We start from the raw sequence: 25055 nt of genomic DNA, 5'->3' as shown, positions 1-25055 counted from the left end.
TTTATTCTATAAGCAATAGTGTTACACTATTAACAGGTTATCATTGATCCAGAAAAGGTGTGTGACTAGGTTGCACCCTTGCTTGGCGTTGTGCCCTTGCAGGAGCACCTGGTATCTTTTCTTCAAATATCAGCGAGTTAGGACGGTAAAAATGAGTAACAGACAATCTAAAACAGACGTTATCTTAATTGGTGCCGGAATCATGAGTGCGACTTTGGGAACGCTGCTGAAAGAATTAGTACCGGACTGGAAAATCACAGTGTTTGAAAAGCTCGCAAGCGCAGGAGAGGAAAGCTCTAACGAATGGAACAATGCCGGTACGGGGCACGCAGCACTGTGTGAGCTCAATTACACCGTCGAAAAACCGGATGGATCCATTGATGTGAGCAAAGCTTTGAAAATCAATGAAGAGTATCAGGTTTCCAAACAGTTTTGGTCTTATCTTGTAAACAGCAATCTGATCCGTAACCCGCATGAATTCATCATGCCATTGCCTCATTTGAGTTTGGTTCAAGGGGAACAAAACGTATCGTTTTTGAAAAAACGTTTTGAAGCACTGTCTAACAATCCTTTGTTTCAAGGGATGGAATTCTCCGATAACCCTCAAAAACTGAAGGAATGGATCCCGCTGATTATGGATGGCCGGGATTCGAACGAGCCGATCGCGGCAACGAGAATCGAATCTGGTACGGATGTCAACTTTGGCTCTTTGACACGCATGTTGTTTGACCACTTGCAAAGCAAAAACGTCGATGTCAGATACAAACACAGTGTAGAAGATATCAGCCGTACGAACGACGGCTTGTGGGATTTGAAAGTGATCAATGTCGAGAGCGGTCTGGTTGAGCATCATCAGGCAAAATTCGTCTTTATCGGTGGCGGTGGGGGAAGCCTGCCACTGCTGCAAAAAACAGGTATCCCTGAAGGAAAACATATTGGAGGCTTCCCGGTTAGCGGACTGTTCATGGTATGTAAGAATCCGGAGGTTGTAGCCCAGCATCACGCAAAAGTGTATGGGAAAGCCAAGGTCGGTGCGCCTCCAATGTCTGTTCCGCATCTTGACACAAGATTCATCGAGAACCAAAAATCGCTGCTCTTTGGACCGTTTGCCGGCTTTTCGCCAAAGTTCTTGAAAACCGGTTCCCTATTTGACTTGCTAGGTTCCGTAAAACCGGACAATGTCTTCACGATGCTGGCAGCTGGCGCCAAAAACGTTCCATTGACCAAATACCTGATCCAGCAAGTCATGCTATCGAAAGAACAGCGTATGGAAGAGCTTCGCGAGTTCATCCCGAACGCGAAAAGCGAGGATTGGGATACCGTGGTAGCAGGTCAACGTGTGCAAGTAATCAAAGATACCGCAGCTGGCAAAGGAACGCTGCAATTTGGTACGGAAGTAATTAGCGCAGCCGATGGTTCGGTAGCCGCATTGCTCGGGGCTTCTCCGGGTGCTTCCACCGCGGTTTCCGTCATGCTTGAGGTCATCAAAAGATGCTTCCCGCAAGAGTTGGCAGCGTGGGAACCGAAAATCAAAGAAATGATTCCTTCTTATGGCTTGTCACTATTGCAACACCCAGAACTGATCGAGGAAATTCATACGTCTACAGGGCGGGCGCTTGGTCTAACCAATGAACTGGCACTCGTCTAGTCAGCATGATCAATAATGAAACAAAGGGAAGCGGCCTTCGTCCATTGAAACTACTGGACTTGGGCCGTTTTGCTATGTCTGGCCAGAGGAGCTCAGCCATTTCAAACGCCGGCTGCATTTTCGACCGAGGAAAGAACGGAGTAGAGCCTTCGGACACCTTCCTCGATCTGTTGCTCTGACACGTTTCCATACCCGATGATCAGCTTGTCGGTATGTCTGCCGGGGGATAACGCATGTTCCTCAACAGGATAGACGCGTACGCCAGTGTTCTCCAGCTGATTCAGCAGCACGGGAGAAAAGCGGATGCCGGCAAAGGAGACCACAATGTGAAGGCCAGCGGATGCCCCCAGTATGCGAATGTTCCCCGTCTCGGAAAACGCCCGTTCCAGTGCCTCGCAAAGCGTTTGTCTGCGTTTTCGGTACACTTTTTTCACCCGATTGATGTACTTTTCCAGATGACCTTCCTCAATGAAAACGGCGAGTGCAAGCTGTTCGATGGTAGGGGTGTGCAGATCGGAAAACCACTTGGCGCTTTGGTAGCGTTCGACCAGGTCGAGGGGCAGGACGAGATAGCCGAGCCTCAGCCCAGGGGAAAGAATCTTGCTGAACGAACCGATGTAGATGACTCGCTCCTCAGCCAAGCCTTGGAGGGAGCTGATCGGTGGACTGTCGTAGCGAAACTCGCTGTCGTAATCGTCCTCGACGATGTAACTGCCTGACTCGCGGGCGTAACGGATCAGCTGCAGACGACGCTTGATCGGCAGTGTGCCGCCCAAAGGAAATTGATGCGAAGGCGTGACGAAGACAAAGCTGGGCGATGAAGCATGGGGATCTGGCAGCTGATCCGTGACGAGCCCGAACTCATCGGCAGGGACAGGCAGCAGCACAGCGCCCGCTGTCTTGAAGATGGTTTGGATGTCCTGCGTAATGGGGTCTTCGATCACGACGCGGCTGCCGCTTGTCAAAAGCACCTTTGCAATCAGTGTGAGCGCTTGGGTAGCTCCGGATGTAATGACGATCTGCTCGGGCTTGCACTGGACGCCACGCGTGCGGTACAGGTAACGGCTGATCACCTGGCGCAGCTCGAAGCGACCCTCGGGACGACCGTATCCAAAAGCGGAGAGGGGAGCTTCCTGACAGACGCGCTGGACGATCTTGCCCCATGTCGTCCGGGGAAAATGCTCCAAGGCAGGCACCCCTGAGCGAAAATCGATCGTCTGGGAGGCAGAATCGACTGGAATTTCTCTTGTCGAAAGAACTTCTATATGCCGGGCATGCTGCTCCAGATAGATTCCGGCTGAGACGTAGTAGCCCGACCCTTGCCTGCTCTCGATGTAGCCTTCCGCGTACAGTTGCTCGTACGCCTCTACCGCGACGTTGCGGGAAATCTGCAGCTCTTCAGCCAGCTTGCGTGTCGACGGCAGCTTTTGGCCAGCCTCCCAATCTCCGCGCAAGATGATGGCGCACAATTCTGTATATAGCTGTCGGATCAAAGGAACCGGCTTTTCTCGATCAATCATTACCCATGCCAAGCAAAAGGGACCTCCTCGCAAACTGGATCTGTCTAAATGACGGCAAACTGGATCTAATCGTCTTCAGCTTACCATGGTAGGGTGGATAGAGAGAAGCCTGCGTGGCACGAAGGGAGATAGAGACATGTTCAGTGATGAGCAAATGACGGCGGAGGTCCTGCGAACGATCGCCCGCGACGAAGGATTGAAAGAGAAGGTTTTGGGTTCCAGCACGCTGTACCCGCTGCTGCTCTCGGCAGCCAAGCGCTATGTGACAGGAGAGACCCGCCAGGAAGCATTGTCACGGGCAGAGCATCTGGAAGCGAGGGGTTACCGTCTTTCCGTCGAGTACATGGGAGAAAACACAACCGATGCAAAAGCGTGCGAGCAGGCGAAAGAGGAGCTGATGGCTGTCATCGACGATTGCGCAGCGCTGAGACAACCTGCTGGCATCTCTTTTGATCTGTCGCATGTAGGTCTTCTGGTGAATCCACAGCTGGCTTTTGCTCATGTGGAGGAAATGGCAGCAGCGGCGGCGTACAAAGGTCATTACCTGATGATCAGCATGGAGGAGTCATCGAAGACAGAGGCCATCCTTGCGCTGTATGAACGCCTGGCACATCGTCACGAAAATGTCGGCATCACGATTCAGGCCCATCTGCATCGTTCGGTGGAGGACCTCAAACGCGTATTGGCATTGCCAGGAAAAATTCGCCTGGTCAAGGGTGCGTTCATGGAGTCGCGGGACATAGCATTGGCGCGCTCCACTGAGCTGAACGAACGCTATCTTCAGCTTGCCGAGATGTGCATGGAGGAGGGGCATGCCTGTGCGTTCGCCACTCATGATCAGGGCATGGTTGACGAGCTGCTGCAGCGAGATTACTTGAGCCATTCACAAGCAGAGCTGGAGCTGCTCTACGGCGTTCGCCCCGAGCTGGCGCAGGGCTTGCAGCAAAAGGGATTTCCAGTTCGCTTGTATCTCACCTACGGGAAAGAGTGGTACCTGTATCTGTGCCATCGGATCGCGGAGTACCCGCCGAATATCCACAAGGCGATCGCGGATATGTTTGATCCATCTCGAACAGCCGACATGGGGTATTGAAAACGATCAAAAAAGTCAAAAAGCCTTCGCTCGGCGCAGCGGACCGAACAAAGGCTTTTTCCTGTCTTTCCGCAGCAGGCTGCCCTTTCGGCAATTACGCCTGGTGCATGCTGTCGGATCTTACGCTCTCTGCCCTCGAGGGACGGTACACAGCATAGATGATGGCGAGTGCGATGGCAACCACAAGGCCCCCGATCCACGTAACCGATTGCAGGGAAATTCTGTCGACGACAATGCCTCCAATCCCTGCTCCAGCCGCCATGGAGAGCTGCATCACGGAACTGTTGAGGCTCAGCATGATGCCGGAGGATGCAGGCGCCAGGGTGACCAAGTGGTACTGCTGCGTAGGTCCGGAAGACCAAGCTGCGAATGACCACAGGATCAGCAAAGCAAAGACGAAGACGGGAGAATGAGTCGCGATGCTGAGGGAGAGCAGTGTGACGATATGCAAGACCATGCCAGATAGCAGAGTGCGATAGACGCCCCAATGATCGGCACTGTATCCGCCCAATTTTGAACCGATCAAGCTCGCGATGCCGAATGCAAGCAACGCTGTATTTAGCGTGCCCTCGTTCATCCCCGTGACGGTCAGCAAATACGGGGCGATATACGTATAGGCAAGCGAATATCCTCCCAGCCAAAAAAAGCTGACGCACAGTGACAGAAAGATCCTGGGATGTTTGAGCAGAGCCATTTGTTCACGCAAAGGAATCGGGGCATCGCCTTGAGTTTTGGGGATTGTGAGGGAAATGATCAGCATGGCCAGCAATCCGAGAGCGCCAATCCCGCCAAAGATCACTTTCCAGTCGTAGGCAGCGGCGACCATTCTCCCGACAGGCACGCCGACGATCAGAGAAGCAGTAAAGCCCATCACGACCGTAGCGATGGCGCTCGCCTGTTTGCCTTGCGGGGCAATTTTTGCGGCAACCGTCAAAGCAGTGACAACGACAACACCGGCACCGAGAGCCATCAGGATGCGAGCGCCAATAAACAAGCCGTAACCGGGAAGAGCAAAGGCAAGGCCATTAGCCAGGACAAAGAGACCAAGTGCGTAAAGAAGCAGCTTGCGCCGTTCCCAATGCGCCGTCAAGGCAATCAAGACAGGAGTGCCCAGACCGTAGACGAGGGAGAAAACCGTAATCAGCTGACCAGCGGCGACGACCGAAATAGACAAGCTGGCAGAAATCTTGTCAAGAATGCCCGCGATGATGTATTCCGATGTTCCAACCAAAAAGCTGATCAGGGCGAGAATGTAAATCTTCCAACCTTTCGACATGTGTACCAACCTCTTTCTTTCTAATTATTTTATGATTCTAGAAATATAGAAATAATAGCGATGACGACGCCGAAAGTGAACGATGGAGGAGTTGGACTTTGTTTTTATATTTCTAGATACATGGAAATATAAATGAAAAATTAATCCAGCAAATAGGGAGCAAATTTTTTCAGCGTATCTGGGTTTAAGCTGTAGTAAATATAGGTCCCCTTTTTTTGAGAGAGGAGCAAACCACACTCGGCCAGCTGCTTCAAGTGATGGGACAGTGTGGAAAGAGCTACGGATTCCAGTCGGCTCTCCAAATCAGCCGGACACAGATTGCTTTCCTTTGTGAGGATTTGGATAATCCGGTAGCGGGTTTGTTCTCCCAGGGCTCTATGCACTTTGATTGCTTGATTGGTTTCGCTGCTGTTATCCAACACCGTGAGCCCCCTTCGTCGTCGTTCCTTTTGTATTTCTAATATTTTCGAAATAACAATAGCATGCGGAAACAAAAAAGTAAATACACCAACTTCTGCTCGCGAAGAAGTGGAGCCGCAGTTGTTCGCTCGATTAGAAAATATTTGTAGCCTTTTCACATCGAGCATCGTCTATACATGTATGAAATTGGCAGAGATACAGCGAGGAGAACAATCGATGGAGGTAGGGAACGAATGAACACGGCAAAGGAGTACAAGCGGTGGCTGATCGCCATCTGTGCCTGCTTGCTGCTGGCGGCGGGCATGCCGGGAGGATCGGTGACCATAGCGCGGGCAGAGGAAGCCGTACAGCTCCGGGCCACCGCGGGAGTCGGCGGCGAGTACAAGGAAACAGGGATCGTCCCTGTGCAAGTCACCATGACAAACAACGGTCCTGATTTGGAAGGGGACCTCGCAGTCATGACGGGAGATCGGGGAAACAACACGTTTTCTGTGGCGTATTATCAGCCCGTCTCCATCGCGAAAGGTGCAACCAAGCAGATTACGATTACCGTACCCGGCACTGAGGTACGCCCTGATTCGTATGTGGCATTGATGAAAAAGGACAAGGTCCTGGTCAAGGCACCGGTTGGCGGCAGACGCTACAATGGTGACACGCTGCTGGTCGGGGTACTGGCAGAGGATCCGGATACGGCCAATTTCTTGGGAGCGCTGCCAAAGGCGTCCTTCTCAAATGAGATGAAAGTGCTCCCGATGAAGCCGGATCAAGTGCCAGCATCGGGTGACCAGCTTCGCATGGTGGATTTGCTGCTACTGAACAACTTTGCGCTGGATACCTTAAACGACCAGCAAATCCAGGCGATTCGGGACTGGACGAAATCCGGCGGGATGCTGATTCTGGCAGGTGGCGCCCAGTATAAAAAAACGGCGGGAGCTCTGGCCGATCTCTCACCTGTCGAAGTCAGCGGTGTGACGCAAGTGAACTCGTTGGCGAGCTTGACGGCCGACAAAAGCAAACCGGTCGAACTGAACACGCCTTTTACGATTAGCGCAGGTGCCGTGAAATCCGGTAAAGCCTGGTACACGGAAAGCCAACAGCCCTTGTTCGCATCGCGGGCAGTCGGAGACGGGAAAGTCCTCTACGTGGCTTACGATCTGGCTGCCGAGCCTGTAGCCAGCTGGACGGGGAACAGCAAGCTTTGGGCCGATACCCTGATTAAGGCTTTCGGATCCTCCCTGGATCGCAACCGGGAAGCGTTGACGGATAGCATCTGGCCGCTCAGCGAAGCTGCGGAGCGTATTCCGGCCCTCAAAATCCCCGAGGTGGGCTGGTTTGCATTCTTCTTTGGCATCTATGCCCTGATTGCAGGGCCCATCCTTTTTTATCTGCTGCGGTACAAGCGCAAGCAAAGCTATATGTGGGCGATTGTTCCCGTTTTATCCGTAGTGACTGGCATCGGTATCTTTTCCTTTGGGGCGTTGCAGCGCGGAACAGGTGTCCTGGTTCATCAGACAGGATATGTCGAATTGAAAGGGGACGGTTTGGCCAAGGCAACCGGAGTGACCGCGTTCTTTGTTCCGACAAGCGGGGATTACAAGGTGACCATCACAGGTCAGGGCATGTCCCAGCCAATCATGGAGAGTCGTCGATTCGATGAGGTACCGAGAATCTGGACATCTCTGCAGCCGGATCATACGGATATTCAGTTTCGTGATGTAGAATTTTGGTCCATGCGCAAGGTGGCAACGGAACAGACGGTTTCCGATGCCGGAGAGTTTGCCTCTGATTTGTCGTACGGGGATGGTGCCTTGACTGGGACCGTCACGAACAAAACCAAATATGCGCTCAGGGATGTAAAGGTCATCACCGGCATGCAGGTGCAAGAATTCCCGGAAATGGCCCCAGGCCAAACTGTCCAAGTGAAGCTACTTTTCAAGCCTGATGCACAAATGCAGTCCAGGAGAGGGCAAAACCAGCGTCTGTCCGGCCTGATCGTGCCGAATCACGCAAAGGCCAATCCGAATGTGAATTCACGCGAGCAAGCCATGGCGCAAATCGTGGAATTCAAACGGGCGGGAACCTTCCAAACAAGTCAAGTAACCATCGCAGGTTGGACGAGCGAGCCTATCTTGGATGCCTCCCTGAAAGGGGAAGCCATTCATCCTGACAGCATCGCACTGGTGACGTCTCCTCTGCAGATCAAGCCAGCCAAAGACGGCCGCGTGTATTACCCGGCAGGGACGTTTGACGTGACGATGGCGGGAAGCTCAGTTCCGGTGGATGACATGGGAGATGGATTCATGATGCCTGCTGGCGACATCAGCTTTGACGTCAACCTGAACCGGGATGGACAACAGCTGCAAATAAGCAATCTGTATCTGTACACCTGGTCGGATGACAATACGCCGTTTGACAAGCTGGTCTACAACTGGAAGACAAAAGCTTTCGATCCTTTTGACAAGGTTTTTGCCAACAACATCATGACGGGGGACAAGGCGGCTGCGTACGTTTCCGGAGATCACGTATTGAGGCTGAAATTTTCTCACCAGTTTTCGGATCATCGCCACATCGGCATACCGAGCGTCAGCGTGGAAGGGAAGGTGACCAAACCGTGATCCAGATTCAAAACTTGCGAAAACAATACGGGAAAATGCAGGCATTGAAAGGGCTCAGCCTAGAGATTGAAAAAGGGACGGTATTTGGCTTCGTCGGCCCCAATGGCGCAGGAAAATCCACGACCATGTCGATCCTGGCGACCTTGCTCGAGCCGACGAGCGGGAAGGCGTACGTGGGTGGCTACGAAGTGACGAAGCATCCCAAGGAAGTGCGAAAGCTGATCGGCTACATGCCGGACTTCTTCGGTGTCTACGACAATCTGACAGCGGAGGAATACCTCGATTTTTACGGGGCCAATTACGATATTCCGTTGTCCGAGCGCAAGCAAATCATTCCGCAGCTGCTGGAGCTGGTGAATCTGAGCCACAAGCGCGATGCCTATGTAGATTCTCTTTCACGAGGAATGAAGCAACGGCTGGGCCTCGCTCGTTCCCTGGTGCACAATCCGGAAGTCTTGATCCTGGATGAACCGGCATCGGGCTTGGACCCGCGTGCGCGCATCGAGCTACGGGAGATTTTAAAAGAGCTGCGCGATATGGGCAAGACGATTATTATCAGCTCGCACATCCTGCCGGAGCTGGCGGAAATGTGCGACGTCATCGGAATCATAGAAGAGGGCAATCTTGTTGCGTTCGGTCGCGTCGATGAGATCTACGCGAAAATGCAGGAAAAGCGCGTGCTGCGGATTCGCTTGACAGGGCGGATCGAGGAAGCGATGACCCGTTTGCGTGAAATGCCCGTCGTCTCGGGTGTGACTCGTGAAGGAAACTGGATCGTGGCAGGCTTCGCAGGGGATGACGCGCAGCAGGTGCAGCTCCTGCAAGACCTCACGACAGCGGGCTTTCCAGTGGCTGCTTTCAATGAGGCGGAAGGCAATCTGGAAGAAATCTTTTTGGAAATTACCAAGGGGGTGGGCTCATGAACGTCTTGAGACGATTGCGCAACCCGGTCTTGTTCAACGAATGGAAGATGCGCATGCGGACGCAGCGTTCGCCGTGGATTATCTTCCTCTACTTGCTGGTGCTGGGCGGAATTACGCTTCTCTATATCTTTTTGCAGACGAACGGCGGGAGCTACTACAATCCAAACCAGACGCGTGAGCTATTCATGATGCTGTCCATCCTGCAGCTCGGCATGATCTGCTTTGTCGTCCCGGGACTTACGGCAGGAGTCATTTCAGGTGAGCGGGAGCGGCAGACGCTCAGTATTTTGCTCACGACCAACATCAGCGCCACACGCTTGATTGTAGGCAAGTGGCTGGCTTCGCTCAGCTTCATGACCTTTCTCGTATTTGCGACGGTGCCTTTGTACGCAATCGTCTTTCTGTACGGAGGTATATCACCTGTACAGCTGATTCAGGTATTCGGTTTTTACTTGATGACGATGTTTGGAATCGGGAGCATCGGCGTCCTGCTTTCCACCCTGATCAAACGGACGGGGATCGCGACAGTCATCAGCTATGCAGTCGTCTTTGGGTACTCGATCGGCTCCAGTGTTGCGGCGGAGATCATCAAGGAATTGATCCGTTACCAGCGCAGGAAACTGAACTATCAGCCCGGTCCGATGCCCGTATGGCCGGATCTCTTGCATAGCATCAATCCGCTCTTTGCGATGCTGAACATTTTCGATGAAGGCCCCGTACAGGATTTGCACCGTAGAGGCAATCCTGCCAGCGTGCTGGTGAACATAGATCCGTTCTGGTACTACTGCCTGTTCTTTGCTTTGGTCACCGTGGCCTGCCTGCTCCTCGCGATCTACTGGATTCAGCCGGTGCGGCCGCGCATGCGCAAGGCAGCACAGGAGCAATAAGACATGTTTACAGCGAGATCAAACGACGAGCTGCAAGGGCTGTTGGAGCCGATCCGCAGGAGACTGGACAGGCAAAGCTGGGTGCGGGAGCTGGCCGCATACAGCTTGTGGGGAGCGGGGGGAAGCGCTTTGCTTCTCCTCGTTGCCCGTCTTTGGCCGATTCCGCATTACCTGTGGATCGCCGTGGCGATGATCGCAGCTGCCGTCCTCGCCGGTTCGCTGAGCGCTTTTCGCAAAAAGCCTACTCTGTTGGACAGCGCGAGGATCGCGGATGCAAACGGCTTGGCGCAGCGTGTGGTGACAGCGTGGGAAAATCGGGGCAACGTCTCGAAGATCGCCGCAATGCAGCGCGAGGATGCCCTGCGTAATCTGCGACGCATCATGCCGCAAGCTGTAGAGAGCGTCTATGTATGGAAGGGTGTGCAAAAGAAGCTGTACCTGTGCGCAGGATTGCTGGCAGTGAGCGCCGTCCTCTTGCTCTGGCCGAATCCTCAGGATGCACGGCTGGCGCAAATGGCAGAGGAGAAAAAGGCGATCGCAGAAGCAAAGAAAGAGATCGATGCGGCGAAAGAGGAAGCGAAAAAAAATCCTGCGATGAACGATGCTCAGAAAAAGCAGCTGGAGGAATTGCTGGAGCAGGCAAAAAAGGCGATGGCGAGTGCGAAAGACCCGGCAGAACGTCTGAATGCGCTGCGCGCCGCAGAAAAGCAGCTGGAGAAATGGAAGGAAACCGAGCAGAAAAAACAAGCAGCTATATCGAAGCTGCAGCAGCATTTGGCGAATCAGCAAGGTACACGTGCACTGGCAGACGCGATGAAATCCGGGCAGGTGAAGGAGCTGGAGGCAGCGCTGCGAGAGGCCGCCAAGCAGTTCGAAAAGCTTTCCCAGAGCGAGCGTGATGCTATCGCCAAGGAGCTGGAAAAAGCGGCTGAACAGCTGCAAAAGGATGCCCAGAGCGCTTCGTCCAAAGAACTGGAGCAAATCGCCGGACAATTGTCGCAAGCCGCACAGCAGCTGACTCAAGGTCAAGTGGCGCAAGCGATGACGGCTCTGGACGCGGGGCTCATGCAGGGGCTGGCAGGTGCCCAGCAGGCAGGTCAAGCCGCTCTGGCAGCCACGGCTGCAGCCGCTTCCTTGCAGCAGTCCCAGATGACATTGGCCAGCGCGGGGGCATCAGGGGCAGGGACAGCAGGAACGGGTCAGACGGTGCCGGCTTCTGGAACGACAGCCGGAAATGGAGCCACCACACCGTCATCGGGAACAGCCTCGAACGGAAATTCCGGTTCAGGGACTGCGAATCAGCCGGGAAACGGCAATGGGGCTTCAGGGCAGGGAAACGGCTCAGGATCAGGAAACGGTTCCGGTTCAGGAAACGGTTCCGGTTCAGGAAACGGTTCCGGTACTGGCTCAGGCTCGGGTTCTGGAAGTGGAAAAGGGAGCGGCGCAGGTCTGGGGACTGGATCACACGAGCTCGTCACCATACCGTCTGCGAGAATGGGCGGGGACAACGGTCCATCAGATACGGTAGGAGGGCCGCTTGGAGCAGGTTCTTCGGAGACGCGCCAGAGCGGAAGCGCGCAGGTGTCTACAGGAGGTACGCTGCCTTACGAGGAAGTCTACGGGCAATACGAACAATTCGCCCGTGAGAGCATGGAAAAGGGGAACATTCCCGACGACTATCAAGAGGTCGTCAAGCAGTATTTCAGCAATATCGAACCGTAACGAGACAGATTCAAAAGAAAAGGGGGAGCGAGCGATGGCGCAGCAAACGTTGGAGGAATGTCTGCAACGGGTAGAACTCGTCAGACAGGAAATCGGAAAAGTACTAGTGGGACAAAAAGACGTCGTCGAGCAGCTGCTCTGGGCGGTCTTTGCTGGAGGACATGCGCTTTTGGAAGGCGTGCCCGGTTTGGGGAAAACGCTTTTGGTTCGTACGCTGTCTCAAGCCTTTGAGCTTTCTTTTCAACGCATCCAATTTACACCGGACTTGATGCCGACGGATATTACCGGGACGAATATCCTGCGCGCGGACGAGAGTGGACAGCAGGCGTTCAGCTTTCAAGCGGGGCCGATTTTTGCCCACGTGGTCTTGGCTGACGAGATCAACCGGGCGACGCCAAAGACACAGAGTGCCTTGCTGGAGGCGATGCAGGAGCGGACCGTTTCAGCCGGGGGCGTGACCCGTTCCCTGCCAGACCCGTTTTTCGTTCTGGCGACACAAAATCCTCTGGAGCAGGAAGGAACCTATCCATTGCCAGAGGCGCAAATGGATCGCTTTTTGCTGAAAATCGATGTTCCGTACCCGACTGAGGAAGAGCTGAAGGAGATAGTGCGTCAGACGACGACCGGACATGCTGTCCAGGTCGAGAAGGTGGCATCAGCCGATCAGATTGCAGAAATCCAGCAGGCGGCTCGGGAAGTTTTGGTGGCTGACCCTGTACTGGATTACGCGGTAAAGCTGCTGCTCGCGACCCATCCAGGAGAGCGATCGGTAGCGTCCGTCAATCAGTATGTGCGCAACGGGGCAGGTCCTCGGGGGGTTCAAGCCATGGTGTCTTTGGCAAAAGTACGGGCGCTGCTTTCGGGCCGCTACAATCTGGCGTATGAGGATGTAGCGGCAGTGGCTCTGCCAGCGCTCCGCCATCGGATCTTCCTCAATTTCGAGGGCGAGGCCAATGGGATCCGTCCCGATCAGATCGTACGCGACATTTTGGACGGAATGGAGAAGCACCGGGTATGAGCGGCCACTTGCTGGATCCGGAGTGGCTCGCGAGGCTGGAGCGGCTTCAGCTGGCGAGCAAGCGGGCAGCAGCTGGGAGCCAGGCGGGGCTTCGCCGGGCCAAGCAGCTGGGCAGCTCCATGGAGTTTGCCGATTATCAGTCATACGTGCCGGGAGACGATCTGCGCCAGTTGGATTGGAACGCGTACGCACGCTCGGGCAAGCTCTTTCTGAAAAAGTATCTGGACGAGACGCAGCTGCATGTGAATCTGTACATTGACTGCAGCCTGTCGATGAGCCACGGGCAGTCAGGGAAAATGGAGCGCGCTGTCCAATTGGCGGCAGCGTTCGGCTACCTTTCTCTCTGTCATTTGGATCACGTTTCGGTGTTCGCCTTTGACAAACAGCTGGTATCGTCGGTGCGAGGACTGCAAGGGAAAAGCCAGGCTCCTCGTCTCTTGACGTTTTTGGCTGGCCTAACTCCCGGCGGGGCAGGCGATCTGAATCAGGCTCTGCGATCTTTGGGTGCCGTCAGCGGCAAGGCGGGCATTTCCATCGTGCTGTCCGACTTTTTGTTTGAGACCGGTTACGAGAAAGGCATCGCCTTCCTGCAAGCAGCCAGACAAGACGTCATCATGGTGCAGGTGCTGTCGGGAGATGAGCTTGAGCCTGCCTATCAGGGGGAGCTTCGCCTGATTGACTCGGAGACGCAGCAAGCCAAAGAGGTTTCTTTGACCAGCGTTCTGCTGGAAGAGTACCGCAAGAGTGTGCGGGAATATCAGCAGGAGCTGTCAGCCTTTGCCTACGGACGGGGAATATCCTTTCTGGAAGTTGCGGCGGAGCAATCGGTGGAATCGATCGTCTTTCAAGTCTTCCGCAAGGCCGGAATCATTCGTTAGAGAGGAGAGGAAACACCATGCAGTGGATGGCACTAGGCAACATGTGGTTCGCACTCATCATCCCGGCGATCGTCGTCCTCTATCTGCTCAAGCGAAAGGTCGAGGATCGGATCGTGCCGAGCACACTGTTATGGCAGCGCACTCTGCAAAACTGGGAAGCGGTGCGACCGTGGGAGAAGCTGAGGCGCAATCTGCTGCTGTTTTTGCAGCTGCTGGCAGCGGTACTGCTCATTCTGGCGCTGCTTCGGCCAGCCATACCCACCGATGGCCCCGCGACCGATCATACCGTGCTGGTCATCGAAAATGCAGGCAGCATGCAGACCCGGGAAGGAGAGCAGACGAGGCTGCAGCAAGCGGTAGCGGCTGCTTCGGGATGGGTCGAAAAGCTGGGGAGGGGGCAAACCGTGACCTTGATGGAAGCGGGAAGGGAGCCGAAGGTATGGGTATCCAAAAGCGCAGACCAGGAGCAGCTGCTCGCGGCGCTCGGGCAGCTCACCCCTTCGTTTGGCAGTGCGGATATCGGGGCAGCCCTTTCCTTGGCAGGTGCCATCGCTGCGAATGAACCGGGAAGCGGCGTGATCTGGATGGGGGATGGGGAGGAGGATCGTTCCGCCTCGCTCGGTGCAGCTGCTTATCCCGCCAGCTTTCGCTTCATGCAAATGGGACGGACCCGGGAAAACTCGGCGATTGGCGCATTCGTCACTCAGACAGGGAAAAAGGATGTGGAAGGGCTCGTCCGTATCGACAATCACGGCAGCAGCCAGTCCACGGGAACCGTAACGATCTACGACCAGAACGACAGGCTGCTCGATTCGGATACCTTTACCGTCGAAGCGGGTGCAACATGCACGATTACGTGGGGGCAATTGCCAGCCTCCCCCGTCTATCGGGCAGTGATCGAGCCGCAGCAGGACGGACTGGCCAGTGACAATGAGGCGTGGAGCGTGCCTTTCACGACAGGAGTGGGCAGAGCAGCTCTCGTCTCGCCTGCCGGGAATCGTTTTTTGCACCAAGCGCTGCAGACGGTGGGCAGCATGGAAGTGGAGACGATGCAGCAGCCGCCTGAGAAAAAAGGAGAAGCGCGCGACGCGTGGGTGTTTGATGGCGTCGTTCCGGATCGGTTGCCAAAAGGAAATGTCCTTTTGATCGCTCCTGACCGCGCTGCAGACTGGCTTCCGTTCGAAGGGACGAGAGAGCTGGATCAAGAGCCAAAAGCCGTTGCGGCAGACGACCCTTTGCTCCGCCATGTAGACTGGCGAGATGTCCATGTAGCCAAGTCCGCTTTGCTGGGAGAGGTGCCGGGCATGAAGTCATTGGTCCAAGCGGGAGCCACGGACTTGGTGCGAGCGGGTACGATCGATGGCAGACGAGTCGTCATTGTCGGGTTTGATCTGCATGATTCCGACTTGCCGCTGCGCCCGGCCTTTCCGATCTTTATGCAAAATGTCGTCGCTTGGCTCGCGCCCGCACAAGCAGCACCGATAGGTCCGGCGCATCCTGGCGAAATGCTGTCCATTCCTTTGACTCCTGGAGCCACCCAGCGTGTGCTGACTGCCCCAGACGGACAAAAGCAGCCCATCCAGTCTAGTGGAACCAGCTGGATGCTGGAGGTGCCGGATCGCATCGGGCTATACCGCGTGGATGAGAGGCTGGATTCGGGACAGAAGAGCAGGTTTTTTGCTGTGCAAATGAAGGAAGGCCAGTCCGATATTGCGCCGAAAACGATTCGGATGGGGACAAAAGCGGATGCAGAGGAAAGCGATGGAGAGAGCTCGGCGGCAAATGCTGCGGGGAGCCGTGAGCTGATGACATGGCTGGCGGCAATCGCTTTGCTCGCCATGCTAGTGGAATGGAGGGTGTATCAGCGTGGGTATTGATTTTGCTTTGCCACTGGCTCTGCTGCTCCTCCTTCCCGTCGCCTATGTCATGGTCCGCTGGTGGCAGAAAGAAAAACAGATGCCCCGCGGAAGGAAAGTCATCATCGCTGTGCTGCGGTCTCTGGTGTTCCTGTTGCTGGTATTTTCATTGGCGGGGACTCAACTCTTGACCCCCGTGCAAGCAAAAACGATCGTGTTTGTGGTAGATCGCTCGGCTTCCATGAAGGATGATCCGAGGATCGCGGCCTTCCTGAGAGAAGCGATCGCCGCGAAGCAGCCAGAGGATCAGTACGCCGTCGTCTCCTTAGGTGGGCAAGCGGCAGTCGATCAGCCGCTGACGACGCGAGATGAACTGCAGCCTCTCGGAGTGGAAGTGAACCGCAATGCGACAAATCTGGCCGATGGCATCCGCCTCGCCGCAGCGATGATTCCCAGTCATGCGCGGGGAAAAGTCGTCCTCGTGACAGACGGGATAGCGACAAGCGGGGACACCGCTCGCCAGACCAAGCTTGCCGTGGACCGCGGTGTCGCAGTGGAGGCGGTTTCTTTGCAGCAGCCGCTGGGAGACGAAGTCGTGCTCTCGTCTGTGCAGATGCCGCAGCGCTTGTATGCAGGAGAAGAATACGGGATCCGTGTGGATGTCGAGAGCACGCTGGCTACCGAAGCGACTTTGCGCTTGTACGAGGGGAACCAGGAAGCCGGCAGTCAGACGGTGTCCATCGAGAAGGGGAAAAATCGGTTCGTCTTCACGCAAAAGGCCATGCAGCAAGGCTTTCACCGCTACCGGGTAGAAATCGAGCCGCAAAAGGATACCGTACAGGCAAACAATCAGGCAACAACGTACACACAAGTAGCGGGAGCGCCTGTGGTGCTGGTAACGGAAGGCCACCCGGGAGCGGCTAGCAATCTGGTCCATGCACTGAAAGCAGGCCATATGAGTGTTGATGTACGGGACATCAAGCTGCTGCCAAAGGAAATGGAGGGGTACAAAAAATACGCAACGATCGTGCTGGCGGACGTATCCGCGACCCAAATGGGGGATGCGGACATGGAACGCATGCGAACGGCGGTCCGCGATCTGGGCATGGGGCTCATCATGACAGGTGGGGCAGACAGCTTCGGGATGGGCGGCTGGTTCCAGACCCCGATTGAGGAAGCACTGCCTGTGCATATGGATCTCAGGGGGAAGGAAGAACTGCCTTCGCTGGGGCTGCAGCTTGTGATCGACAAATCAGGCAGTATGACAGGCGATGCCCGTGGCGTGGACAAAATGGAGCTGGCCAAGGAAGCAGCGATCCGTGCTACCACCATGATGAACGGACAGGACCAGATCGGCGTCATCGCCTTTGACGGCAGTCCTTGGGAAGTCGTTGCTCCCCAGAACGTCACCAAGCTGGAGACGATCCAGCAGCAGATCGGCAGCATCTACGCGGATGGCGGAACGGATATTTATCCTGCCCTCCAGCTGGCTTATGAGCGGGTAAAGACGATGAATACCAAGCGCAAGCACGTGATCCTTTTGACGGATGGGCAATCGGGCCTGAATGACGACTACGCAGGTCTTCTCCAACAGATGAAGGGAGAAAATATCACGGTTTCGACCGTCGCAGTAGGAGACGATGCGGACACACAGCTGCTGCAGATGATTGCCGATGGTGGGAATGGCAGGTACTACTTTGCGGCAGATGCCGAATCGATACCTAAAATCTTCAGTAAAGAAACAGCTTTGGCCAGCCGGACATTCATCGTGGAAAAGCCGCAGGAGCCGATCCTTGCCTCGGTGGGAGGATGGTCATCTCTTCGCCAGTCGCTGCCGCCTCTGCGAGCCTACATCGCCACGACATTGAAGCAGACAGCGGAAATGCAGCTGGTCAGCATGGATGAAGATCCGATCCTCGCCCGATGGCAATATGGCCTAGGCAGGGCAGCAGCATGGACGAGCGACCTCGAAGGGAAATGGGCTCCCGATTGGGTGAGCTGGGGAGCAAGCAGCCGCCTGTGGAACGAGGTCGTAGCGTGGACCTTGCCTCAGATCACGGAGGGAACATGGAAGACGGAAACGCAGCTGGAGGGTTCTGCTGGAAGAGTGACGGTCACAATACCAGCGGGTGCAGCTATGCCGCAGGAGCTGGAAGCGATCGTGCTCAATCAGGAGATGCAGCGAGAGGTCATCCGGCTCAAGCCGACTGCTCCTGGGGTGTTGGCTGGTGAATTTGCGGCAGCCGATCCAGGATCCTACATGATTCAAATTACGGAAAAAGAGAGCGGGCAAGTCGTCGCCAGTCAAACGACAGGATTGACGGTCGCCTTTTCACCGGAGTACGGAATGCCTCGTGATGGAGAAATAGAAATGAAAGGCTGGCTGACGGCGGGGGGAGGCTCACTGATAGCCAAACCGTCAGAGGCGTTTGCGGGAAGGCTGCCTGACAAATGGGACACGCAATCCATCAGCGAGTGGCTGCTCATGCTGTCCGCTCTCCTCTGGCCCTTTGATGTCGCGGCGAGGAGACTGCAGCTCCCGGATCACTGGTGGGCGAAGGCGATGAACCTCTGGCGTCGAAAGCCACAGGCACAGACCGAATCAGGAAGGCAAGAGGTATTGTCCCGGCTTGGAGAAAAGCGCTCAGGAATTCAGCGCGGTGCCGATCCAGTCCTTTCGGCAGATGCTGCGGGTGCTGCTGAGGCTAAAACGCCGAGGTCCAAAGGAAGCCAGGGCTCCCAGCAGAAGGAGTCAGCAAACGAACCGGACGCAGCCGACAAAACATTCAATCGCCTGCTGGAAGCGAAAAAACGAAGGACCAAATGACACACCGATCCAACGAAGAGAAGCAGCCTGTGCACGATGCCAGTAGGCTGCTTCTCTAGGGATTTATTCCGGTTGATTCCGAGTCTGGTGTCCGATCTGAAAAGGAGATGTCACCCCTTCGTACAACAGGTGCATCGTCATTCCCATGGCCGCGTGAGTGAGGTTGTGGCAATGATCCATCCAGAGGCCGGGATTGTCGGCTCGGAAGGCTACCTCGTACGTCTCGCCAGGAGCGACATTGAGGGTGTCTGTCCACCAAGGGCTCCCTGTCGTGGGGGCGCCATTTCGGCTGAGCACGAGCATGTGATGACCGTGCAAATGCATCGGGTGATCCATGTAGCTGCGATTGATGAAGGTCATTTTGACCAGATCTCCCTCCTTCGCCATCAGCATCGGAGTGTGAGGGAAGACCTTTCCGTTGATCGTCCACAATCCATCCAGCTTCCCGTCGTAGAATCCGAATTGGACATCGAAGACTAACCGATAATCACGGTCGAAGCGGGTATCCAAATCAAAAGGCAGTGGCTGCGGACTTCCATAGCTCGCAGGATCAAAGGTCGGGAGGTCAGGATGAAGATCAGGCACTTCTGTGGTTCCATCTGGACTGAGCAAAAGACCGTGGCGACTGTCCGTTTTGGAAGGGGCCAGGAAGACGCTTGCATTCGGCATGGTGAGAGTGACATCATACCGCCCGCCAGCAGCCAAAAGGAGCGCCTGGTTGGCGATCAGATTCGGTTCGTGGATTTCGTTTCCGTCGATGGCGGCGACCTGAAAAGAAGCCCCTTGCAATTGGACTTTCGCAGGAAAGCTGTCTGCGTTGATGAGGCGTAACCGCACGGATGTGCCGGGAAGGACCTTTTGTTTCAAAAGGCCGTCGTCGCCGTTGAGCGTAATTCCACCTCCGCTGCCCAGCTTGTGATGCACGAGCGTGAGGTCCAGCACGGGAGAGGATGGTTTCGTTTGGGCGGCAGGTTCAATCACAAGTGCCCCCAACAGTCCTTTTTTGACTTGCACCGAGGATTGCTGGTGCGAGTGGTACCAGAATGTTCCCGACTGCTCAGCGACAAATCGGTATACGTGCTTTTCGCCGGGCAGCACAGCGTCCTGGGTGGCTCCGGCTACGCCGTCTTCGGCGTTGGGGACGTTCAGGCCGTGCCAATGGATCGTGACGCCTTCCGAGATATCCTTGTTCTCCAGCACAACCTCGATCAGTTCACCCTGTTTCGCGCGGAGCTCGGGGCCGGGATAGCGACCATTGTACGTCCATGCCTCCACGACTTTGCCAGAGGGAAGCAGGATCTTTGCTTTTTGGGCAGTGAGAGTAAATCGGCGATCGGGGGCTCCTGTTTGCGGCCCGGTCAATTCCGTCACACTTACAGGCCTCGTCACGGTTACAGCGGCAGCGTGCTGCGCATGGCCGCCTGAAGACGCTTGCATCGCTTTGGATTCGACCGTATGATTCGTCATGCTCATTCGTTCGGGAAGCAGGCTTGCTTCTCGCGCGCTGTTCAGCCCTGCAAGCGAACAAGCCGTGAGGAACAGGAGAACGAAGGTGCCCTGCAGAAATCGAACGATCAGATGAGGGCGGTGCATGGGACCCGAGCGAGAGTGACGCTGCTGCTGCCAGGATTGCCAGATCCAAAGGGCAGAAGAGCCTGCGAGCAGCACACCCCAGGCCATCATGAGCATTTCCTTCTGCAAGGTGACGGACGGCAGGATAAATTGCAGAGTGGCAGCCAGAAAGGCACCTAGAGACAACGCTTGTATCGGCACAATCATTTCGGGTGCGGAGGCTTCATGGCGCCTCGTTTTCTCTTCAGCGGCGTCAGATCCAGACATTCCTTTGGCGGGTACCAGTGGAACAGAGAGGCGCCACAGCCGAGGGACAGAGACCAGTGCGGCCACGAACGCGGGGAAGAGGCTGAGTGGTAAGAAGCCGAGTGCCTTGTCTTTTATGTACGGCCAGCCAAAGGATTCATACAGATGCCAAGTTGATCCCCACTGTCCGAGGACAACGAGCAAAGCCAAGCCGGTAAGGCACAAGATCCAGCGAGCGCTGTTTGTCATGGGTCCACCTGTAGCGCGATGGACGAGCGTTCTTATCTGAAGGGCTGGGAGCAAGGTGAGAAGAAAAAAAATCAAATACAGCCCTTGATCGACCCCTGCGAGCACTTCAAAATCCGGCATGAGTATTTCCTCCTGCAAAATAAGTTCGCTTTCCATGATAAAGAGGAACAGCACGAACCCAAACGTACCCAGGCATGATTTTGCCTCCGCCTTAGGTCTGAGACATGTTCATGAATGAGGAGATCGTTTTCCCCCGCTTGGAAGCGGGACGTAACGACTGAGAGGAGAAGCGAGAATGGAGAAACAAGAGTGGTTGGCATCCTTTCGAAAAGAAGAAGAGATTCCCTTTGCTGGCTGGGACTTTTCCTATTTGACCAGAACGGGGCGGATGGTGGAGGCACCCTTGTCCTGGAATTACGTCAGTCTCGTACGCAAGCAGATGATGGGAATTCAGTCCATGCTGGACATGGGAACAGGCGGGGGCGAATTGCTATCCCTGCTGCAGCCCTTTCCAAAAAAGACGGCAGCGACAGAAGGCTACCCGCCCAATGTTGAGGTTGCGCGAAACCGGCTTGAGCCGTTAGGCGTCGAAGTCGTTGCAGCAGATGGGGAAGACAACCTGCCTTTTGCGGATGATTCTATTGATTTGGTAATCAACCGCCACGAGTCTTACTTGCCGAGCGAATTGCATCGCATCATCGCCCCTGATGGCAAGTTCATCACCCAGCAGGTAGGAGGGCAGGACAACCTCGAGTTGAATCGCTTGCTCGACGCCCCCATCTCTGGCCAATATGCGCACTGGAACCTTTGCTATGCGGTGAATGAGCTGGAAAAGGCAGGATTCAGCATCCTGGAGCAAAAGGAAGAGATGGGGTTTACCCGTTATTACGACATCGGTGCGATCATTTATTATGTAAAAGCGATCGAGTGGCAGATCCCTGATTTTACAGTGGAGCATTACGCTGACAGGCTGCTTGCCCTGCATGAACGGATCGAAGCGGAGGGCTACGTGGATATTCCTACACACAGATTTTTCTTGGTTGCTCAACCATGAAAGAGTAGGGGAAAACAACAATTGTATCCGATGAATAAAAACGGAACCATGTACTCTCATGGTCCCGTCCTTGTTAGATGTCAGCGAAGTAGGCGGCCTTGATATGATGAATGTTCCAGTAAAACCGTTTCTGATTGGCGCTGACGAGCTCAGCGGTTTGATTCCTGACATTTTTCAGTAATCCAACCATTTCGGGATTGGTTCCCAGATCAAAGGCAACAATGCTGCCGATCATTCGCTTCATTTGCTCTTCAAAAGTCCGAGCCAGCTTGACAGGCGAGGACTCCGCCTTATGGACAAAGTGCGGGTGCATGTACGGCGTTGAGACATCCGGGTAAGGAATCAGCCATTTGAGGTGAAAGTTGGGAATGTAAAGAGTGTGATGGACAGGCGAGGAAAATACAAAGTAGTCTTGATGCACGTGGGTGACGTAACCGAAAAGAGACAGTGTGTTAGAAAGGGAGATTTGGCAAAGCATGCCCTGCGATTCAACCAAAATTTTATGGTAGGTCAAGTCGTTCTCTGACTGAACATGTTCATAGTCAGGCTCGTGTAAATGAGGCAAGGAGATGGGAGACTGTCTCACATTGTGGATATGACCAATGGGAACGTACACATAGTTGTTCCCATCATAGATAACAATCACATCTGTTCCAAAATCTATCAAGATTCCGATGCGCCTGATTGAACCTTTGATGTCCAGTTCAACGGTTTTTCCAACCATTGATACTAGGTAATTCATTGGGTAGCGAATCTCCTCTCTAGCAAAGTGTAAACTTTCTTGCGTTTTGCAGAAACGCATTTCTCCTAATCCTGCAAGTGGAGATGTCCGAGATCGTCTGCTTTTACGGCAGGAGGGTACAAGGTGCCCTCTTCAGGATGAAGGGGATTCTCTTCTGAACGGGGAACTGCAGGCGGTGCAACCAGCCAAAACAGCAAGGCTCCGCTAATGAGCATGATGAAAAGCGAAATGAACACCATCTGCCACTCCTTTCTTCGTGGTCCTTCTCTGGGCAGCGCGTGATAGAAAATATGGCTCTACCAGACGTTGGCAGAGCCTTTATTTTCTTTATTATCGTCTAGAATTTCTGCTATTGCGATTGCCTTTGCTGCTGCTGCTGTTGCTGTTGTTTTGCTCATTGCTATTGTTTTTCGCGCTGTAGCTGATGTTGCGAATATGGAAGGGGAGAATTTTGACTACTTCTTTACCGACAATAAGTGTTACTTCGTCGTCCGTTGCGTCTACGATGACCCCTTCGATTTTTTCGGGTCCACCACGATTGATTTGTACGGAGTAAAGGTGCATGCTTTGGAGAACGGACGTAAAGCTGTCTGCTTCGAAGTATTGGAGGACAGGTGGTGGTGCTTCCCCTTCGACGGGAGCCTCAATGACATCGGAGACTTCGCGGGAATCCAAGGTCAAGCTTTTGACATGGTCTTTCTTGTAATATACGATTCCTTCGTTCTCGCAATAAAGAACAAAGTAATCTTGCTGAACCGACAGAAGTTTGCCGCTTCTGGACTCAGGTCCGCCCCTGTCCACGCGGACGGATCTGCCTACCAGCGATTCCATACTTGCTTTATCCATCGCGTTAATCCCTTCCCTTTTTGAAATTTGCAGAAGTTGAATTACTCGCCTGCTAATCCAATGTATGATTTAACGGCAGACAAGGTATGAGCAGATGACTTACGATATTTGTCCTATTTTTAAAAATAGAGCCGTATTTAAGGCAGGGCGGATGGATGTACGGCTGATAGCGGAGGTAAACCGTAGCCTGTTTTCGTAGGTTGCAGAAGGAAGGCGGGTAAGCGTACAAGCAATGACCTTTTCCTGTTCATATACAAGATATTACAAAGGACGGAGGAGGTGTACCCATGACAGCCGAGAATGACGAGATCAAGGAAGAGTACAATGAACATCATTTGCAGCGGATCTACCAGAGACTAGATAAATTCGAGGAACGAATCGACACACTTGAAGGAAAAGTAACTGTAGCCACGAAATGGCTGGAACGTATTGAGCATCGTTTGGAGCGCATGGAGGAAGTGCGTGCAGAGCTCGTGCAAGCGTTAACGAAATTGCAAACGGAAATTGCGATGAAAGCAGGAATAACGGACAAAGAGAAAGACATCATCTTGCAGCTGCTGAACAACGAGAAGACGGACAAGGACAACCTAGCACAGATCATCGAAGGAGATAAAGGAAGAAAGCAGGAGCGCTTTTTGCAAATTTGGGCAGTCGTGGGTCCCGTAATTGCCTCCGTTCTTACTTCTCTTTTTGCAAAGTACTTCATGTAAAGACAGAGTCTATGGTTTAAAATAAGTGAAATGTGGAAAACCTGTGTAAACTAATTCCATTTTTCTACCGTAAATTCCGTCTATACTGGAGGACAAGAAAAAGAAAGAGAGGATCTCTACGTGAAGAAGTTTGATGTTTCCATTCTCTCGGCATCCATCCTGTTGGTTGGACTAGTTGTACTGGGAGTGTACCAGGCAGGTCAAAAGGACCTCGATCCAACCCTGGTCAAAGCAGGGGATACCTCCATTACGCAGTACCAGCTGTATGATGAGATGAAAAATCTCTACGGAAAACAGATGGTCAATGAACTTGTCGCCCAATCATTAATCAAGCAGGAAGCAAAACTGCAAAATATATCGGTCACCAAGGAAGATCTGGACAAAGAAGTGAATGCGATGAAGCAGCAGATTGGCTCGGATCAAGCCTTCCATGATTATTTGAGCAGCATGGGGATGAACGAGCAAAAGCTGCGTGAAAAGATGGAAGTGCTGCTGACACGGGACAAATTGCTCGATAAGGCTTTCCCGGTCACAGAGGAGCAAATTCAGAAGTATTACGAAGCGAATAAAGCTCAGATGGGTTCGCCTGCTCCGGCACTGGATAAGGTACACGATCAGATCGAATCGGTTCTGGCGGATCAGAATCGCAGCGAACACTATGGACAATGGATGGAAACCATAGAAAAGAATCACAAGGTAGAATGGTATGATCCGACATTCGCAGAGGAAGCACAGGGCGACAATGCCCAGGCACCGGCGGAGACGGACGTGAAATAGATCAGGCAGCGATTGCGAAAGACCTGCGTCACGCGAGATTGTGATGCGGGTCTTTTTGTGCTGCGGTATGTCCGATGATTTGGCGGCAAGCTGAAAATGATAGCCGTCATCGACTTTTTCCGCTGATGGTACCGCACGCAAAAAAAAATGCGGTAGGAAAAGCGGGATAGGGAATA

The 25055-nt window shown here is 54.0% G+C and carries 20 protein-coding genes; 13 read left to right on the top strand and 7 right to left on the bottom strand.

Annotated features, from left to right (window positions below):
- Positions 1 to 88 precede the first annotated feature (88 nt).
- Entirely contained in the window at positions 89 to 1648 is a 1560-nt protein-coding gene (locus tag JNE38_RS27260) for a malate:quinone oxidoreductase (protein ID WP_275296732.1), read from the top strand.
- A gap of 101 nt (positions 1649 to 1749) precedes the next feature.
- Here JNE38_RS27260 and JNE38_RS27255 read toward each other — a convergent pair whose 3' ends face one another.
- Positions 1750 to 3180, bottom strand: a complete 1431-nt coding sequence (locus JNE38_RS27255; RefSeq protein ID WP_203354183.1) for a MocR-like pyridoxine biosynthesis transcription factor PdxR — start codon at positions 3178 to 3180, stop codon at positions 1750 to 1752.
- A 124-nt stretch (positions 3181 to 3304) separates the two neighbouring features.
- Here JNE38_RS27255 and JNE38_RS27250 point away from each other — a divergent pair, with 124 nt between their 5' ends.
- Positions 3305 to 4261 carry a proline dehydrogenase family protein gene (locus tag JNE38_RS27250; protein ID WP_203354182.1) on the top strand — a complete coding sequence of 319 codons (957 nt, stop codon included), beginning with the start codon at positions 3305 to 3307 and terminating at the stop codon, positions 4259 to 4261.
- Positions 4262 to 4355: 94 nt separating this feature from the next.
- On the opposite strand, the gene JNE38_RS27245 is transcribed toward JNE38_RS27250, so the two are convergent.
- Both JNE38_RS27245 and JNE38_RS27240 read right to left on the bottom strand, forming a co-directional pair.
- Positions 4356 to 5537, bottom strand: coding sequence for an MFS transporter (locus JNE38_RS27245; RefSeq protein WP_203354181.1), 1182 nt, complete (start codon positions 5535 to 5537; stop codon positions 4356 to 4358).
- Between the two features lie 140 nt (positions 5538 to 5677).
- Positions 5678 to 5956 carry an ArsR/SmtB family transcription factor gene (locus tag JNE38_RS27240; RefSeq protein WP_428993741.1) on the bottom strand — a complete coding sequence of 93 codons (279 nt, stop codon included), beginning with the start codon at positions 5954 to 5956 and terminating at the stop codon, positions 5678 to 5680.
- A 234-nt stretch (positions 5957 to 6190) separates the two neighbouring features.
- On the opposite strand from JNE38_RS27240, the gene JNE38_RS27235 reads away from it, so the two are divergent.
- The 8 genes from JNE38_RS27235 to JNE38_RS27200 are packed head-to-tail and all read left to right on the top strand — an operon-like array spanning position 6191 to position 18683.
- Positions 6191 to 8572: a DUF7408 domain-containing protein gene (locus JNE38_RS27235; RefSeq protein ID WP_203354179.1), complete on the top strand. Its 2382-nt coding sequence runs from the start codon at positions 6191 to 6193 to the stop codon at positions 8570 to 8572.
- The gene (locus JNE38_RS27230; RefSeq protein WP_203354178.1) at positions 8569 to 9495 is read left to right on the top strand and encodes an ABC transporter ATP-binding protein; all 927 of its coding nucleotides are present in this window, start codon (positions 8569 to 8571) and stop codon (positions 9493 to 9495) included. The genes JNE38_RS27235 and JNE38_RS27230 overlap by 4 nt, the downstream gene beginning before the upstream one ends.
- Positions 9492 to 10382 (top strand): ABC transporter permease, encoded by an 891-nt coding sequence (locus JNE38_RS27225; protein WP_203354177.1) that lies wholly within the window; start codon positions 9492 to 9494, stop codon positions 10380 to 10382. Before JNE38_RS27230 ends, JNE38_RS27225 begins: the two co-directional genes overlap by 4 nt.
- 3 nt (positions 10383 to 10385) lie before the next feature.
- Complete coding sequence (locus tag JNE38_RS27220; protein ID WP_203354176.1) at positions 10386 to 12104, top strand: hypothetical protein; 1719 nt, start codon at positions 10386 to 10388, stop codon at positions 12102 to 12104.
- 34 nt (positions 12105 to 12138) lie between these two features.
- Positions 12139 to 13122, top strand: coding sequence for an AAA family ATPase (locus JNE38_RS27215; protein ID WP_203354175.1), 984 nt, complete (start codon positions 12139 to 12141; stop codon positions 13120 to 13122).
- Positions 13119 to 14000 carry a DUF58 domain-containing protein gene (locus JNE38_RS27210; protein WP_203354174.1) on the top strand — a complete coding sequence of 294 codons (882 nt, stop codon included), beginning with the start codon at positions 13119 to 13121 and terminating at the stop codon, positions 13998 to 14000. Before JNE38_RS27215 ends, JNE38_RS27210 begins: the two co-directional genes overlap by 4 nt.
- A gap of 17 nt (positions 14001 to 14017) precedes the next feature.
- Positions 14018 to 15877 carry a vWA domain-containing protein gene (locus JNE38_RS27205; protein WP_203354173.1) on the top strand — a complete coding sequence of 620 codons (1860 nt, stop codon included), beginning with the start codon at positions 14018 to 14020 and terminating at the stop codon, positions 15875 to 15877.
- Positions 15867 to 18683, top strand: coding sequence for a VWA domain-containing protein (locus JNE38_RS27200; RefSeq protein WP_203354172.1), 2817 nt, complete (start codon positions 15867 to 15869; stop codon positions 18681 to 18683). Before JNE38_RS27205 ends, JNE38_RS27200 begins: the two co-directional genes overlap by 11 nt.
- A gap of 63 nt (positions 18684 to 18746) precedes the next feature.
- Here JNE38_RS27200 and JNE38_RS27195 read toward each other — a convergent pair whose 3' ends face one another.
- Complete coding sequence (locus tag JNE38_RS27195; RefSeq protein ID WP_203354171.1) at positions 18747 to 20870, bottom strand: multicopper oxidase family protein; 2124 nt, start codon at positions 20868 to 20870, stop codon at positions 18747 to 18749.
- A 175-nt stretch (positions 20871 to 21045) separates the two neighbouring features.
- Here JNE38_RS27195 and JNE38_RS27190 point away from each other — a divergent pair, with 175 nt between their 5' ends.
- Positions 21046 to 21804 carry a class I SAM-dependent methyltransferase gene (locus JNE38_RS27190; RefSeq protein WP_203354170.1) on the top strand — a complete coding sequence of 253 codons (759 nt, stop codon included), beginning with the start codon at positions 21046 to 21048 and terminating at the stop codon, positions 21802 to 21804.
- A gap of 73 nt (positions 21805 to 21877) precedes the next feature.
- Here the strand turns inward: JNE38_RS27190 and JNE38_RS27185 are convergent, their stop codons facing one another.
- The 3 genes from JNE38_RS27185 to JNE38_RS27175 form a co-directional block, all read right to left on the bottom strand.
- On the bottom strand, positions 21878 to 22546 hold the full coding sequence (locus tag JNE38_RS27185; RefSeq protein ID WP_203354169.1) for a DUF2642 domain-containing protein: 669 nt from the start codon (positions 22544 to 22546) through the stop codon (positions 21878 to 21880).
- A 65-nt stretch (positions 22547 to 22611) separates the two neighbouring features.
- Entirely contained in the window at positions 22612 to 22785 is a 174-nt protein-coding gene (locus tag JNE38_RS27180) for a hypothetical protein (protein WP_203354168.1), read from the bottom strand.
- 91 nt (positions 22786 to 22876) lie between these two features.
- The gene (locus JNE38_RS27175) at positions 22877 to 23392 is read right to left on the bottom strand and encodes a hypothetical protein (protein WP_203354167.1); all 516 of its coding nucleotides are present in this window, start codon (positions 23390 to 23392) and stop codon (positions 22877 to 22879) included.
- 287 nt (positions 23393 to 23679) lie between these two features.
- On the opposite strand from JNE38_RS27175, the gene JNE38_RS27170 reads away from it, so the two are divergent.
- Both JNE38_RS27170 and JNE38_RS27165 read left to right on the top strand, forming a co-directional pair.
- The gene (locus JNE38_RS27170; protein WP_203354166.1) at positions 23680 to 24102 is read left to right on the top strand and encodes a hypothetical protein; all 423 of its coding nucleotides are present in this window, start codon (positions 23680 to 23682) and stop codon (positions 24100 to 24102) included.
- Between the two features lie 120 nt (positions 24103 to 24222).
- Positions 24223 to 24879, top strand: coding sequence for a SurA N-terminal domain-containing protein (locus JNE38_RS27165; RefSeq protein ID WP_203354165.1), 657 nt, complete (start codon positions 24223 to 24225; stop codon positions 24877 to 24879).
- Positions 24880 to 25055 lie beyond the last annotated feature (176 nt).

Source organism: Brevibacillus choshinensis (assembly GCF_016811915.1).
Lineage (GTDB): Bacteria > Bacillota > Bacilli > Brevibacillales > Brevibacillaceae > Brevibacillus > Brevibacillus choshinensis_A.
This window is presented reverse-complemented; position numbering and strand designations above follow the sequence as displayed.

Coding starts and splice junctions, on each gene's coding strand:
- JNE38_RS27190 (WP_203354170.1), top strand. CDS start 21,046: ATGGAGAAACAAGAGTGGTTGGCATCCTTTCGAAAAGAAGAAGAGATT.
- JNE38_RS27175 (WP_203354167.1), bottom strand. CDS start 23,392: ATGGATAAAGCAAGTATGGAATCGCTGGTAGGCAGATCCGTCCGCGTG.
- JNE38_RS27185 (WP_203354169.1), bottom strand. CDS start 22,546: ATGAATTACCTAGTATCAATGGTTGGAAAAACCGTTGAACTGGACATC.
- JNE38_RS27250 (WP_203354182.1), top strand. CDS start 3,305: ATGTTCAGTGATGAGCAAATGACGGCGGAGGTCCTGCGAACGATCGCC.
- JNE38_RS27205 (WP_203354173.1), top strand. CDS start 14,018: ATGCAGTGGATGGCACTAGGCAACATGTGGTTCGCACTCATCATCCCG.
- JNE38_RS27220 (WP_203354176.1), top strand. CDS start 10,386: ATGTTTACAGCGAGATCAAACGACGAGCTGCAAGGGCTGTTGGAGCCG.
- JNE38_RS27245 (WP_203354181.1), bottom strand. CDS start 5,537: ATGTCGAAAGGTTGGAAGATTTACATTCTCGCCCTGATCAGCTTTTTG.
- JNE38_RS27195 (WP_203354171.1), bottom strand. CDS start 20,870: ATGCCGGATTTTGAAGTGCTCGCAGGGGTCGATCAAGGGCTGTATTTG.
- JNE38_RS27170 (WP_203354166.1), top strand. CDS start 23,680: ATGACAGCCGAGAATGACGAGATCAAGGAAGAGTACAATGAACATCAT.
- JNE38_RS27225 (WP_203354177.1), top strand. CDS start 9,492: ATGAACGTCTTGAGACGATTGCGCAACCCGGTCTTGTTCAACGAATGG.
- JNE38_RS27215 (WP_203354175.1), top strand. CDS start 12,139: ATGGCGCAGCAAACGTTGGAGGAATGTCTGCAACGGGTAGAACTCGTC.
- JNE38_RS27235 (WP_203354179.1), top strand. CDS start 6,191: ATGAACACGGCAAAGGAGTACAAGCGGTGGCTGATCGCCATCTGTGCC.
- JNE38_RS27210 (WP_203354174.1), top strand. CDS start 13,119: ATGAGCGGCCACTTGCTGGATCCGGAGTGGCTCGCGAGGCTGGAGCGG.
- JNE38_RS27180 (WP_203354168.1), bottom strand. CDS start 22,785: ATGGTGTTCATTTCGCTTTTCATCATGCTCATTAGCGGAGCCTTGCTG.